The 13115-nt window shown below is 69.2% G+C and carries 14 protein-coding genes and 1 tRNA gene; 10 read left to right on the forward strand and 5 right to left on the reverse strand.

Features of this window, described 5'->3' with window-relative positions; genetic code table 11:
- Positions 1–77 precede the first annotated feature (77 nt).
- Positions 78–851 carry an ABC transporter permease gene (locus ACIHAO_RS42435; protein WP_396567932.1) on the reverse strand — a complete coding sequence of 258 codons (774 nt, stop codon included), beginning with the start codon at positions 849–851 and terminating at the stop codon, positions 78–80.
- A gap of 76 nt (positions 852–927) precedes the next feature.
- Between ACIHAO_RS42435 and ACIHAO_RS42440 the strand changes: the two genes are divergently transcribed.
- Positions 928–1401 carry a MarR family winged helix-turn-helix transcriptional regulator gene (locus tag ACIHAO_RS42440; RefSeq protein WP_396567934.1) on the forward strand — a complete coding sequence of 158 codons (474 nt, stop codon included), beginning with the start codon at positions 928–930 and terminating at the stop codon, positions 1399–1401.
- A 1-nt stretch (position 1402) separates the two neighbouring features.
- Here ACIHAO_RS42440 and ACIHAO_RS42445 read toward each other — a convergent pair whose 3' ends face one another.
- Positions 1403–2593 carry an FAD-dependent monooxygenase gene (locus ACIHAO_RS42445; RefSeq protein WP_396567936.1) on the reverse strand — a complete coding sequence of 397 codons (1191 nt, stop codon included), beginning with the start codon at positions 2591–2593 and terminating at the stop codon, positions 1403–1405.
- Positions 2594–2650: 57 nt separating this feature from the next.
- A complete protein-coding gene (locus ACIHAO_RS42450; RefSeq protein WP_396567938.1) occupies positions 2651–3796 on the reverse strand; it encodes a CaiB/BaiF CoA transferase family protein in 1146 nt (381 codons plus the stop codon).
- A 318-nt stretch (positions 3797–4114) separates the two neighbouring features.
- Here ACIHAO_RS42450 and ACIHAO_RS42455 point away from each other — a divergent pair, with 318 nt between their 5' ends.
- A complete protein-coding gene (locus ACIHAO_RS42455) occupies positions 4115–4933 on the forward strand; it encodes an NAD(P)H-binding protein (protein ID WP_396567940.1) in 819 nt (272 codons plus the stop codon).
- On the opposite strand, the gene ACIHAO_RS42460 is transcribed toward ACIHAO_RS42455, so the two are convergent.
- Entirely contained in the window at positions 4934–5869 is a 936-nt protein-coding gene (locus tag ACIHAO_RS42460) for a hypothetical protein (RefSeq protein ID WP_396567942.1), read from the reverse strand.
- A gap of 190 nt (positions 5870–6059) precedes the next feature.
- On the opposite strand from ACIHAO_RS42460, the gene ACIHAO_RS42465 reads away from it, so the two are divergent.
- The 7 genes from ACIHAO_RS42465 to ACIHAO_RS42495 all read left to right on the forward strand — a co-directional run bounded on the left by ACIHAO_RS42465 (position 6060) and on the right by ACIHAO_RS42495 (position 11602).
- Positions 6060–7208 carry a N(5)-(carboxyethyl)ornithine synthase gene (locus tag ACIHAO_RS42465; protein ID WP_396567944.1) on the forward strand — a complete coding sequence of 383 codons (1149 nt, stop codon included), beginning with the start codon at positions 6060–6062 and terminating at the stop codon, positions 7206–7208.
- Between the two features lie 72 nt (positions 7209–7280).
- Positions 7281–7556, forward strand: coding sequence for a hypothetical protein (locus ACIHAO_RS42470; RefSeq protein WP_396567946.1), 276 nt, complete (start codon positions 7281–7283; stop codon positions 7554–7556).
- Positions 7557–7565: 9 nt separating this feature from the next.
- Positions 7566–8957, forward strand: coding sequence for a sensor histidine kinase (locus tag ACIHAO_RS42475; RefSeq protein WP_396567948.1), 1392 nt, complete (start codon positions 7566–7568; stop codon positions 8955–8957).
- The gene (locus ACIHAO_RS42480; protein WP_125793310.1) at positions 8954–9616 is read left to right on the forward strand and encodes a response regulator transcription factor; all 663 of its coding nucleotides are present in this window, start codon (positions 8954–8956) and stop codon (positions 9614–9616) included. The genes ACIHAO_RS42475 and ACIHAO_RS42480 overlap by 4 nt, the downstream gene beginning before the upstream one ends.
- Before the next feature lie 60 nt (positions 9617–9676).
- Positions 9677–10261 carry a DUF4956 domain-containing protein gene (locus ACIHAO_RS42485; RefSeq protein WP_396567950.1) on the forward strand — a complete coding sequence of 195 codons (585 nt, stop codon included), beginning with the start codon at positions 9677–9679 and terminating at the stop codon, positions 10259–10261.
- Positions 10258–11028, forward strand: a complete 771-nt coding sequence (locus ACIHAO_RS42490; RefSeq protein WP_396567952.1) for a polyphosphate polymerase domain-containing protein — start codon at positions 10258–10260, stop codon at positions 11026–11028. The genes ACIHAO_RS42485 and ACIHAO_RS42490 overlap by 4 nt, the downstream gene beginning before the upstream one ends.
- A gap of 55 nt (positions 11029–11083) precedes the next feature.
- Complete coding sequence (locus ACIHAO_RS42495; RefSeq protein WP_396567954.1) at positions 11084–11602, forward strand: hypothetical protein; 519 nt, start codon at positions 11084–11086, stop codon at positions 11600–11602.
- Between the two features lie 25 nt (positions 11603–11627).
- Here the strand turns inward: ACIHAO_RS42495 and ACIHAO_RS42500 are convergent, their stop codons facing one another.
- Positions 11628–11780 (reverse strand): hypothetical protein, encoded by a 153-nt coding sequence (locus tag ACIHAO_RS42500; RefSeq protein WP_396567956.1) that lies wholly within the window; start codon positions 11778–11780, stop codon positions 11628–11630.
- A gap of 412 nt (positions 11781–12192) precedes the next feature.
- Here ACIHAO_RS42500 and ACIHAO_RS42505 point away from each other — a divergent pair.
- A tRNA-Ile gene (locus ACIHAO_RS42505) sits at positions 12193–12266 on the forward strand.
- Positions 12267–13115 lie beyond the last annotated feature (849 nt).

The raw sequence follows: 13115 nt of genomic DNA on the forward strand, positions 1-13115 counted from the left end.
TTAAGACACGGCTTCCCCGGAAACGTCACGCGGGAAACCCAGCCGACCACGGCACGGGGGAACGCGCACGCCGAAAGTCAGGTGATCGCCCGCCGCCGGAACGCCAGGAGACTCGCGGGGGTGAACACGGCCAGCGCGACGGCCAGCCCGAGCGCGCAGAGCCAGGCGGGCAGGTGGGCGACCTGCGGGGTCAGCGCCCCGCGCAGGCCTTCGCTGACGTAGGTCATCGGGTTCAGCGCGCACAGCGCCCGGAACCAGGGGACGGCGGCGAGTTCGGGGAAGGGGAACTGCGCGGAACCGGTGAACAGCAACGGCGGCATCACCAGCGAGAAGGTGATCCCGATCCTGGTGGGGGAGACCAGTGAGCCGATCGTCACCCCGGCCGCGCCACCGGCCAGCGCGCCGAGCACGGTGTAGCCGAACGCCGCCGGGAGACCGGCCGCCCGCCAGGACAGTTCACCGAGTACGAGCGCGCCGACCGGGACCATGAGAACGGCGGTGACCAGGCCCCGGGACGCCGCCGCGAAGATCCGCTCGACCACGATCCAGGCGAGCGGCACGGGTGCCCGCAGCCGGTTCTCGATGGTGCGGGTGGCGAATTCCATGGCGAGCGGGAAGGACGCGTTCTGCGCGGCGGCGAAGAACGCGTTCAGCGCGACCAGCCCGGGAAGGAGCAGCCGCGCGTAGCCGGGCGGGGTGTAGCCGAGCGTGCCGAGGACCTTCCCGAACACCAGCAGCATCAGCAGGGGCTGCATGAGCACCTGCGCCAGCACCCCGCCGAGCTGTTTCCGGGTGATCAGCAGATCGTGCTCCAGCAGACCCCAGAACACACGCCATGGACTCGGAGCCATATACGAAGCTTACGCTTGCTTATGTCGTACTCTTACCTGAATATGCCATGAAAGAAGAAAGTGTTAGCGTTGTACTGTGAGTGAAACCACGCAGGTCGCGGAGTCGGTGCGCTGGGCCGTTTCGCGGTTGTCGTCCCGGCTTCGGGCCGAACAACCCGGCGAAGACCCGAGCTTGAGCAGGCTGGCCGCGTCGGTGCTGGCGAACCTGCGGCACAGCGGGCCGCTGACCGTCAGCGCGCTCGCCGCGATCGAAGGACTCCAGCCGCAGTCCCTGACCAGGGTGCTGAACACGCTCGAAGCCGAAGGCCGCGTCGCGCGGCGCCCCGACGAGCACGACCGGCGGGCTCAGCGGATCGCGATCACCGGCGAGGGCCGCGAGGCCTTGCGCGCGCATGTCCGGGACGGCAACCGCTGGCTGGCGCGGGCCTTCGACGAAGCGCTGACCCCCGCCGAACGGGAGATCGTGCGGTTGGCGGCGGGTCTCCTGCTCCAGGTCGCCGAGCACGGGGCCGGGACCGAGCGCGGCCAGGGTGCCGCGCCGGCTCTGTGAGTCAACGCTTCGAATGAACACCACGGGCGAGCGCCGGGTACTCCTCGAGGGTGATGTCGGTGGCGAACTTGTCGGTCACCCACAGCATCCAGCGCAGCATGAACGCCCGCCGGAACATCTCGTCGCGCAGCTTGATCCGCAGCTTCGTCGGCGGCGCGAGGAACGGTCCGGCGTTGGCGCCGCGGGCCACCTTGGCGTAGCCGCGGAACTTCTCGTCGTACCGCCGGAAGGCCACCTCGTGGTCGCCGTTCGCCGCGGCGAGTTCCCCCGCGATGACGTACGCGGCCACGATGGCGAGCCCGGTGCCGAAGCCGGCCAGGGTGTTGCCGTACGCGGCGTCGCCGAGGAGCGCGACGCGGCCGGCGGAGTAGCCGTCCATCGTGACCCGGCTGATCGAGTCCAGGTAGACGTCCTCCGAGCGGTTCACCGCCTCCATCAGTTCGGGCAGCCGCCAGCCGCCGTCGGCGAACGCGGCCGTCAGGATCTCTTTCTGCTGCCCGGTGTCGTAGCGGTCGTAGGCGATTTCGGGGGAGGCGAACACGAAGAACGCGGCCGCCTTGGGGCCGCCGGTGGCGGCGAGCCTGCCGGGCTCGTTGTACATGACCGAGGTGCCGCCGGGCCCGCGGAAGTCGTCGCTCTCCCCGGTCTCGACCAGGGCGTAGTAGTGGCCGAGGTGTTTCACGTAGTCGGTTTCCGGGCCGAACGCGAGCCGTCGCACGGTGGAGTGGATGCCGTCCGCGCCGAAGACGAGGTCGAACCGCCTCGGCGCGCCGCGCTCGAAGGTGACGTCGACGCCGCCGGCCGTTTCGGTCAGCGAGGCGATGGAATCGCCGAAGACGTACTCGCAGTCCTGAGCGGTCCGTTCGTAGAGGATCGCGGCCAGGTCGCCACGCCGGATCTCGACATCGCCGCCGGTGAACTCGCCGGGCATGACGGCCAGCGGCCGCTCCGTGGCGTCGATGATGGTCTGGTCGTGCCCGCCGGTCTGGCGCCGGTACACCTCGTCGAGGATCCCCATCCGGTCCAGCACGGTGCGATGGGTCGCGCCCTTGAAGTCGACCGCCTGGCCGCCGGTGCGGAGTTCCGCCGTCCGCTCGACGACGGTGACCGCGTAGCCCTGGCGGGAGAGCCAGAAGGCGAGGGCGGGACCGGCGATGCTCGCGCCGGAGATGAGGACTGTCCTGTTCGTCATGACAGGAGCTTCGCGGCCGACGTTGACGAAGCACTGACAGTCCGCTGACGGCCTTCGTCAGCTCCAGCCGGGCAAGGGAAGGGTGAGCTGCCCAGGGGCGTCCGGCGGCGCGGTCTCGTACCGCGGCGGCGTCGCCGACAGGCCGATCGGGTTGCGGGTCAGCCGCACGGAAGTGCCGTCGGGCCGGGGCAGATCGACCGTCGGGCTCAGGCCGAGCCGTTCCGCGAGGGCGAACGCGCCCGCGACGTCGTTGACCTCCCCGGCGGGCACCCCGGCCGCGCTCAACTCCGCCGCCCACTCGGCCGCCGGGCGCCTGCCCAGGTGGTCTTCGAGCAGCGCGCGGAGTTCGGCCCGGTGCTCGACCCGCGCCGGATTGGTCGCGAACCGGACGTCGCCCGCGACCTCCGGCAGGCCGATGACCTCGCACAACGCCGCGAACTGCCGGTCGTTGCCGACGGCGAGCGCGAGTTCGTGATCGGCGCAGGGGAGAAGCTCGTAGGGGGCGATGCTGGGATGCCGGTTGCCCATCCGCGCCGGGACCGTCCCGCCGGAGGTGTACGCGCTGCCCTGGTTCACCAGCGCGGCGAGCAGGCTGGACAGCAGATCGACCTCGACACGCTGCCCCTGCCCGGTGCGGTCACGGTGGCGCAAGGCGGCGAGGATGCCGACGCTCGCGAACAGCCCAGCCAGCACGTCGACGAGCGCGACGCCGACCTTCTGCGGCTCGCCCGCCGGGTCGCCGGTGATGCTCATCAGCCCGCCGACGGCCTGGATGAGCAGGTCGTAGCCGGGCAGTGCGGCACCGCCACCGGAACCGAAACCGGTGACGGAGCAGAAGACGAGGCCGGGATTCGCCGCCAGCAGGACCTCCGGGCCGAGACCGAGCCGGTCCATCACGCCGGGCCGGAAGTTCTCGACCACGACGTCGGCCTCGAGTGCCAGCGCGCGGGCATGGGCGCGGTCCTCCGGGTCGCCGAGGTCCAGCGCCACACTCGTCTTGTTCCGGTTGACCGACTGGAAGTACGTCGCCTGACCGGTCGCGTCGTAGGGCGGTCCCCAGCTGCGGGTGTCGTCGCCGGTGCCCGGCCGCTCCACCTTGATCACCGTCGCGCCGAGATCCGCCAGCAGCATGGTGGCGAACGGGCCGGCGAGCACCCGCGAGAAGTCGAGGACGCGCAGCGGGCCGAGTGCGGTTTCGGGCATGGGCCCGAGACTAAGCGGTCACCATCGGAAGTCCTCCGGAGGTCTCGACGGGTGGCGAAGAGGGCCTTCGTCGTCGCTGAACCCGTGGACGCGATGCGTCGCGAAAGCCACTTTCGCGACGCCTGACGTCCCGAAAGTGGCTTTCGCGACACGGTCGCCCCGCGGCCGCGAGCGATTCCCCGCGACCCGGCACCCAGTCTTCGAAGTTGTGATCACGCTCACGAAAGGCCGGTTTTCCCATTACTTTCCTCTAGGTACCTACTATCTCCGGGGCGGTAGCTTCGGCCGCGTCAACGAAACACGAACCCAGGAGTGACCATGGTCGTGGTGACCGGAGCGACCGGCAATGTTGGGCGGCTGCTGGTGGAAACCCTTGCCGCCGCAGGAGAAGAAGTGACGGCGGTGTCGCGCCGGATCTCGCCGTCGGACGTGCCCGACGGTGTGCGGACCGTGCGGGCCGACCTCACCCGGTCCGACGGGCTCAAGGAGGTCTTCGACGGTGCGGACAGAGTTTTCCTTCTGACGTCGGGAGAATTCCTGGCGGCGGGCGGTGACGTCGCGGAGGTCGTCGCGGCGGCCGGTGGCGCCCGGATCGCGCTTCTGTCCTCCCAGGGCGTCGGAACCGGGCGGCACGCGCCCGCGTACGAAGAGGCGGTCAAGGCGTCGAGTCCGGAGTGGACAGTGCTGCGGCCGGGGGGCTTCGCGTCGAACGCTTTCCAGTGGGCACCGGCCATCCGGGCCGATCGGGTCGTCGCGGCGCCGTTCGGAGACGTCGCGCTGCCCGTCATCGACCCGGCCGACATCGCCGACGTCGCGGCGGCCGTGCTGCGGGAATCCGGCCACCACGGCCGGTCCTACGTGCTGACCGGACCCGAGCCGATCTCGCCGCGGCGGCAGGCGGCGGACCTCGGCGCCGCGCTGGGCGAGCCGCTGCGCTTCGCCGAATCGAGCGAAGACGAGGCCCGTGCCGCGATGTCGGCGTTCATGCCGCCGGTGGTCGTGGAGGCCACGCTCGCGATCCTCGGCAGGCCGACGGAGGAAGAGCAGCGGGTCAGCCCCGACGTCGAGAAGGTGCTCGGACGACCGGGGCGGACCTTCGCCGACTGGGCGACGCGGAACGCGGCGGCGTTCAGGTGACTACTTGAGCACCAGCGACCGCGCCATCTGTTTGAAGGCGGGAAGCTGGTCGCCGTCCTTGGCCGGGTCGAAGTCACCGCCGACGAGGATGTACCCGGTTTCGGTGAAGGTCATGACGGCGTACGCGGTCTTGCCCTTGCTGTCGTGGCCGACGATCTCGAAACCGGGCATCCCCGCGATCGTCACCTCGGTCACCGTGTCGGCGGACGGCTTCGCCGGCAGCTTCGCGAACCTGTCGACCGCGTAGGCGCGCTTGTCCTCGGGCAGCCGCGGCTCGCCCATCGACGGTGCGGCGATGAGTTTGGGGCCGCCTTGCGCGCCACGGGTGAAGCTGAGGCTCGAGGTGGATTCCGTCCGCTGGTAGCCCTCCGCCGGGGTCAGGTCGAAACCGAGGTCGCCCGGTGCGGCCTCGGTGCTCCAGCGGGCGCCGGTGATGGCCTTCTTGAAGTCGTCGACGGTCAGCGGGTCACCCGGTTCGAGGGTGCCGGTGATGATCACCAGCACGTCCTCGGCGGCGAGGATCGCGTTGACCTTGGCGAAGGTGCCCACCGATGCCCGCTGGACACCGCTGGTCAGGAAGGCCGGGAACCCGGCGATCGTGGTCTCGACCGGCTTTTCCAGGTCGAGCCCCTTTTGCCGGGCCTGTTCGCTGGTGAAGCCCGCCGCTATCTCGGCCATCGCTTCGCGGGCAGGTTTGCCGTTCGCGGGCTGCTCCACGACCCCGATGGAGGTCCGGGAGTTCGACCGAGCGAGGCCGGGCAGGCTCGGCTCCACCCGCATGCCGTCCGGAACCGGCAGCGAGATCCGGGTGCGCGGGATGGCCTGCTCGGTCCCGGTGGCGGCCGGTGTCGTCGCCGGACTCGACGCCGCGGTGCTCGGCACGGGGACCTGGCCGGTTTTCTGCGTACTCCCGCAGCCGGCGAGCAACAAGATCAAGACAGCACACGACACGGACCGAAGACGCACGGATTCCCCCTTGGATTCAAGGGAACTTTACGCCATGGGCCGCAGGGGGAACGGTCCCGCTCACCTCGCGGCGAGCAGCGCCTCGCTGTCGTCGACGCGACACCCCGCCGTCCACGCCGGGCCTTGCGTTTAGACTGGAGTTCTATTTAAGGGGCCCCAAGTGGACCATCTCACTCTCGGCGTCATTTCCCACTCGCGAAAAGAAAACGAGTGGCGGCTTCCGATCCATCCGCGCCATCTCGAGCGAATCGACCCCGGTCTCCGTACGTCCATTTTTCTCGAAAACGGCTACGGCGAACGCTTCGGCATTCCGGACGTGGACCTCGCGCCCCTGGTCGGGGGCCTGCGTTCCCGTGCACAACTGATCGCGGACTGCGACGTCATCCTCCTCGCCAAACCGCTCGCGGAAGACCTGGCCGAACTCCGGCCGGGACAGACGCTTTGGGGCTGGCCGCACTGCGTTCAGGACGAAAAGCTCACCCAGCTGGCCATCGACCGGAAACTGACGCTCATCGCCTTCGAAGCGATGAACCACTGGCGTAGCGACGGTTCTTTCGGCCTGCACGTCTTCCACAAGAACAACGAATTGGCCGGCTATTGCTCGGTGCTGCACGCGCTGCAGCTGACCGGCTCGACCGGCGATTACGGCCGCCGTCTCCGCGCCGTCGTGATCGGCTTCGGCGCCACGGCGCGAGGTTCGGTGACGGCGCTGAACGCACACGGAATCCACGACGTGCACGTGCTCACCCACCGCGGTGTCACCGCGGTCGGTTCGCCGATCCATTCGGCGAACATCGTGCATCTCGACCACGACCTGAAGGGCCCGGCCGACCTCCGCCGCAGCCACGCCATCACCGAGGACGGCCGCGTGCCGCTGGCGGAGTTCCTCGCCGGGCACGACATCGTCGTCAACTGTGTGCTGCAGGACCCGAAGGCACCGTTGACGTTCCTCGTCGAGGAAGACCTCGCCGAGTTCCGGCGCGGCAGCCTCGTCATCGACGTTTCCTGCGACGAGGCGATGGGCTTCAGCTGGGCCAAGCCGACGACGTTCATGGAGCCGACCTTCGAGGTCGGCGGCCTCACCTACTACGCCGTCGACCACAGCCCGTCCTACCTCTGGGATTCGGCGACCTGGGAGATCAGCGGCGCCCTGCTGCCACATCTGAAGCAGGTGCTGGCCGGCCCGGCCGCGTGGGCCGCCGATCCGATCCTCGACCGGGCGATCGAGATCAGCGAGGGCACGATCCGCAACCCCGACATCCTGTCCTTCCAGCACCGCTCGCCGGAGTATCCGCACGCGCACCGGTGAGGCGCGGGCTCGATGAGAAAGTTCTCATCGAGTCCTCATCGGTGGCTCACCGGCGCCGGGCAGCCTGGTGTCATGCGAGTCCGAATCATCGTCCTGGCCGGGGTCGCCGCCGTCGTGGTGGCGGCCACCGGCACGTTCGCCGTCATCGCGGCCACCGCGGCCTCGCCGCCCGACCTCGGCCCGGCGGTCGTCGCCCCCGCCGGACGCGCCGTCACCGGACCGGGGGAGCCGGGTGCCCCGCCCGCCGTCGTCCCGCCCCGGCTGGCCGGGCACGACGACGACCTCGATGATGACAGTGACCATGACCACGACGGTGACGATCATTTCGACTTCGACCTCGACGACTGAGCGGGGCCGATGAGCGCCCGCGCCCGGATCCTCGCGTGGGTCCTGCTGGTCGTGCTGCTGGCACTCGCGGGGTCGCTGCTGGCGACCCGCACCGTCCTGCACAACCAGCTGGACCAGCGGCTCGACAACGAGATCGCGCACGAGACCGGCAAGCTCCGCGCCTTCCTGGCGTCGCCGGACGCCCGCCCGGCCGGGCAGCCCGACACCGTCGAGGCGGTCCTCGGCCGTCATCTGGAACGGAATCTGCCCGAGAAGTACGAGACGTTCTTCTCGATCAGCGACGGCGCGGCGTCGAGGCGGAGCGCCATCGAACCCCCGGTCCGGCTCGACACCGACCCGAAGTTCGTCGCCGAGCTGTCCCGGGCCACGAGCCCGGCGTACGGCACGGTCACCACCGCGGTCGGGTCGGCGCGCTACGGCGTCGTCCCGGTGACCATCGAGGGCTCACCGGGCCGCGGGGCGCTGGTGATCGTCGAGTTCGTCGACCACGCCGCGGGCGAGATCAACGACGTCGTCGGCGTGATGGCCGGGATGTCGGGGGCGGCGCTGGTGCTGGCCGGGCTGATCGGCTGGCTGGTCGCCGGCCGCATCCTCGCGCCGGTGCGGGAAGTCCGGCTGGCCGCCGAACAGATCGGCGAGACCGACCTTTCCCGCCGTATCGAAGTCCGGGGCTCCGACGACGTCGCCGCACTCGGCCGCACCTTCAACACGATGCTGGACAGGCTCGAAAGCGCCTTCGCCGGACAGCGCGACTTCATCGACGACGCCGGGCACGAACTGCGCACGCCGATCACGATCGTCCGCGGCCATCTCGAGCTGATGGGCGACGATCCCGGGGAGAACGCGGCCACCCGGCATCTGGTGCTCGACGAACTCGGGCGGATGCAACGGATCGTCGACGACCTGCTGATCCTCGCGAAATCCGGCAGCCCCGACTTCCTCGCGCCCGGCGACACCGACCTCGCCGACCTCACCGTCGAGACCCTCGCCAAATCCCGTCCGCTGGCCGACCGCGCCTGGCGGCTGGACGCGGTCGCCGAGGTGACCGTCCCCGCGGACGGTCAGCGCCTCGCGCAGGCCTTGCTGCAACTGGTCTCCAACGCCGTCCGGCACACGTCGCCGGGTCAGGAGATCGCCCTCGGCTCGGAAGTGACCGTGACGACGGCGCGGCTCTGGGTCCGCGACACCGGTGAGGGCGTCCCGCCCGATTCGAGGAGCCGGATCTTCGAACGCTTCAAACGCGGCAGCAACTCCAGCGGTGACGACGGCGCCGGGCTCGGGCTGGCGATCGTCGCCGCGATCGCCGAGGCGCACGGCGGCCGCGTCCTGCTCGACACCGCGCCCGGCGAAGGCGCGCGGTTCACCATCGAGATCCCTGTCGCGGAAGGTGCGGACCGGTGACCAGTGTGCTGGTGGTGGAGGACTCCGCCCGGATCGGCGCGTTCGTCGAGAAAGGGTTGCGGGCGCAGGGTTTCGCGACCCGCTGGGTCAAGACCGGCGCCGAAGGGCTGACCGAGGCGTTGACCGGTGCGCACGATCTGGTCGTCCTCGACCTCGGGCTGCCGGACCTCGACGGTTCGGATCTGCTGCGGGCCCTGCGCGCGGCGGGCCGGACGGTGCCGGTGATCATCCTGACCGCGCGGGACAGCGTCGTCGACCGGGTCGCCGGGCTGTCCGGCGGCGCCGACGACTATCTGGCCAAACCCTTCGCGTTCGAGGAACTGCTGGCGCGGATCCGGTTGCGGCTACGGGGAAATCCAGAAGCCGAACCGGCGGTGCTGCGCGCCGGCGAGCTCTCGCTCGACCTGCGCACGCGGAAGGTTTCGGTCGCGGGGGAGGAGAAGGACCTCACCGCCCGCGAGTTCGCGCTGCTGGAAACCTTGCTGCGCAACCGCGGCCAGGTGCTCTCCCGCGAGCAGTTGCTCGGCGGGGTCTGGGGTTTCGACTTCGACCCCGGATCGAACGTGGTGGACGTCTACATCCGGTACCTGCGCGCGAAGATCGGCGCCGAGCGGATCGAAACCGTGCGGGGGATGGGCTACCGGCTCGGTGAGTCCTGATGAGACGGTTCTCATCAGGCTCTCACGACGGTCTCTTCTTCCGGCGGCACAGTGGTTTCCATGACCACGACACTGCTTCATCTCGCCGTCGACCTCGTCGCCGCCGTGATCCTCGCCTACGGCATCTACGCCCGTCGTCACCACCGCGGTGACCTCGCCTGCGCGTATCTCGCGTTGAACGTCGGCGTCTGCGTTTCGGTCGCCGTGCTGCTTTCCGTGTCGACCGCGAGCGCGCTCGGGCTCGGCCTGTTCGGGGTACTTTCGATCATCCGGCTGCGGTCCGATTCGATCAGCCAGCAGGAGGTCGCGTACTACTTCGTAGCGCTGGTACTGGGTCTGGTGAACGGGCTGCCGTCCGCGGACTGGCGGATCGTCGCCGTCTTCAACGTCCTGCTGCTCGCCGTCATGTACGTCGCCGACCACCCGTCGCGCACCCGCGGTCCGCAGCGGCGGACGGTCGTGCTCGACACCGTGTACCCCGACGAACAGACGATGCTGATGGAACTGCGGGCGCGTCTCGGCGGAACGGTCGTGCGGCACAGTGTGTCCGAAGTGGACTATGTCCGCGAGGTCACCGTCGTCGACGTCCGCTTCCGGCCGGACGCCACCGCGGTCGTCCACGGTGCTCCGGCGGGGCACCGGTGAGCGGGCGCGGAACGGCCACCGTCGCCGCGGTGGCCAAGGGGCTCCCCTCGCTGTCGCTCGCGGAAGTCGTCGCCACGAGCGGGCTGATGAGCCGGACGGACCGCAAATACGTCCTGAAGCTCAACGACTTCCTGGCCGTCGCCGAGTCGCTGAGGGCGTCATCGCGCTGTCTGGAGATCGACGGGCAACGCGTGTTCGGCTACTCGTCGACCTATTTCGACACCCCGGATCTGGCGATCTTCCGGGCGCACCGGCAGGACCGGCGGCGCCGGTTCAAGATCCGCACACGCACCTACACTGACTCGGCCGACACCTACTGCGAGCTCAAAGTCAGCGGACGGCGCGACGAAACGGTCAAGGTCCGCCGCCCGCATCCGGCCGAGGCGGCGCACGGCCTGACCGCGCCCGCGCTGACCTTCCTCGACGACGCCCTCACCGCCGCCTACGGCCGCCCCGCGCCCCGGCCGCTGACCCCCGCGCTGATCACCGACTACCGGCGCACCACCCTCGTCACCGCCGACGCGCGCATCACCTGCGACACGTCGCTCGTCTGGCGTTCCGGTTCGCGCAGCCTGGCCGCCGGCGGCGACCTCGTACTGCTGGAAGTGAAATCGGCCGCCGAACGCAACAGCGTCACCGAGGCGCTGGCGAAACTGCGGATCCGCGAGCAGTCGGTGAGCAAGTACTGCGCGGGCCTGGTGGCGCTGGGCTTGGCCACCGGCGGGAACCGGTGGCGGCCGGCGCTGCGGCGGCTCGGCGTGGCGTAACGATCGCGGCGCGGCGTCCGACCCCTGCTGGTGGGGGATCAGAGGGAGGACGAACATGAGGACCAGGGAGAAAGCCGCGCTCGCCGTCGCCGGGCTGGCCGTCGCCGCAGCCGGGGGCACGGTGCTCGCCGGGACGTCCGGCGCCGTCGGCCCGTCGCCGGCGCCGAACGTGCAGGCCGCTGAGGCGTCGTGCGTGACCGATGGCGCCGGGATGTGCACCGTGCAGCACGCGCTGGGGACGGTCCCGGCGGCGGTGGTCGTCTCGGCGAACACACCGGGACAGTTCAACGCGTACATGCTGAACACGGTGCAGGGTTCGTACACGGCGACGACGTTCCAGGTGCGGGCGATGTTCAACCAGACCACGCCGAAGGCCGGCGGGGCGATCTGGTTCAGCTTCGCGGCCTATGGCGGGGCGCCGGTGACGATCACACCGACACCGACGAAGAGCTCGCCCACACCGACGAAGCCGCCGACGCCGACCACGGCACCGACTACGGTAGCGCCGCCCACTACTACTTCTGAGCTGCCGGGGACCACTCCGCCGGGCGGGGGCTCGGGCCTGGGCGGCTGACCGTCCAAACAGGACTCTAGATCGACTACCGCGGCGGCGGCCGGTCGTCCAATTCGTCGGAGAAGATCGCGTCGATACGGAGACCGGCTCGCCGCAGTGCCCGGATGCTCGCCCTCAGTGACAACACCACGCCGATGATGACCACGACACCGAGCCCGATGGCGACCGGATCCGCCACGAGCGCCTCCCTGCCCGATGGGCTCGATACCCCAGGCCCATCCCGATGGTCAGCGTGTCCCGGGCGGCGAGCCGCACGGCGTTGGTCTCTGCAACCTAGACGAGCGGACCCGGCTCTGTGCCGGAAACCAGCTGTTCGGCCTAGGCGCTGTCCGGTACGTATCGCCGGGCGTGCTGACCTGTGGAACGGGAGCGGGGGATCTTTGGTGTCGCGGGAGGGGTGTGTGGATATAGGGACGTTGAGCATCCCTATATCCACACGGTCACCGGGGACGCGAACATGACTTGCAGGCCACGGCCCAGGCCGTGGCAGGTGAGCGCTGTGATAACTTGGAGCGAACTGGGACTTCTGTGCGTTAGCAAACCCGCTGTTCGGGCTGGGGGGCTTCCGCGGAGGTGTCAGGTCACCCTTGGGGCCGGTAGCTCAGTTGGTTAGAGCAGGGGACTCATAATCCCTTGGCCGTCGGTTCGAGCCCGACCCGGCCCACAAGATCAACATTACCGCTGACCTGCAGGAATGTTGGTCCTTCGGCGGCGATTTCGCCTCGGCGTTGATCGCGACTGGGCTCCGTTATGTCTCCGTTTGCTCCGGTGTGCTCAGAGGTGGAGGAGTGCTCTGCAGAGCCAGTTGGTGGCGTAGCAGCGTTTCTGCTTCCTCATCACAACCGCTGCGGTAGGGACCTGCGGTAGTGGACGCGTGCGTTGCTTGTCGAAACCTGCTCACGAAGTGGTCAGCTCTGGATTGTCGTCATTGCCGGAGGCTCGTCTGACGCCTTCGCCTGCGACTGGGGGTAGTCGGCTTCGGTGGTGCGTGTCGTCTCGCGCGAATCTCTGAGTCACTTAAATGACAGCTTTCTGATCTGCGAGAACAGCAATCCTGACCCCCTCACTGCCAGTCAGGTTCGATCAAGGCGCTGACCTGCGGTTATCGAGGACTCGCTGGTCGGCTGGCGCAGTTGTGCTTCGTTCAACGCGGTTCACCGTTGTCGGGCGCTGTCGTAACCGAGGTCGTGCTCCAGAACTGCTCCAGGAAAATTGGTGTGAGAGTCGAAGGCGACTGCACGACGACAGGCTGGCGTGACCACAAACTTCGCGTTCGAGACAGCCACTCCGCCTGCGAAGTGGGGGCTGGCAACCAGCTGGTTAAGAGTGAGCTGCTTTCTATGTCGGATGGTGTCGAGTGATGCCGAACAAGACCTTTTCGTCTGGTCATAGCGTGTCCGCGGTGTCGGGGTATGTCGCCGGCCGTGTCATGACAACCGTGTAAGCCGCGGATGGACCAAGATCGGGTCGTCGGACGCGACCCAGAAGGGCTCCATCTGTGACTGAGGACACA

It is taken from the genome of Amycolatopsis sp. NPDC052450, from assembly GCF_044547565.1.
Classification (GTDB): domain Bacteria; phylum Actinomycetota; class Actinomycetes; order Mycobacteriales; family Pseudonocardiaceae; genus Amycolatopsis.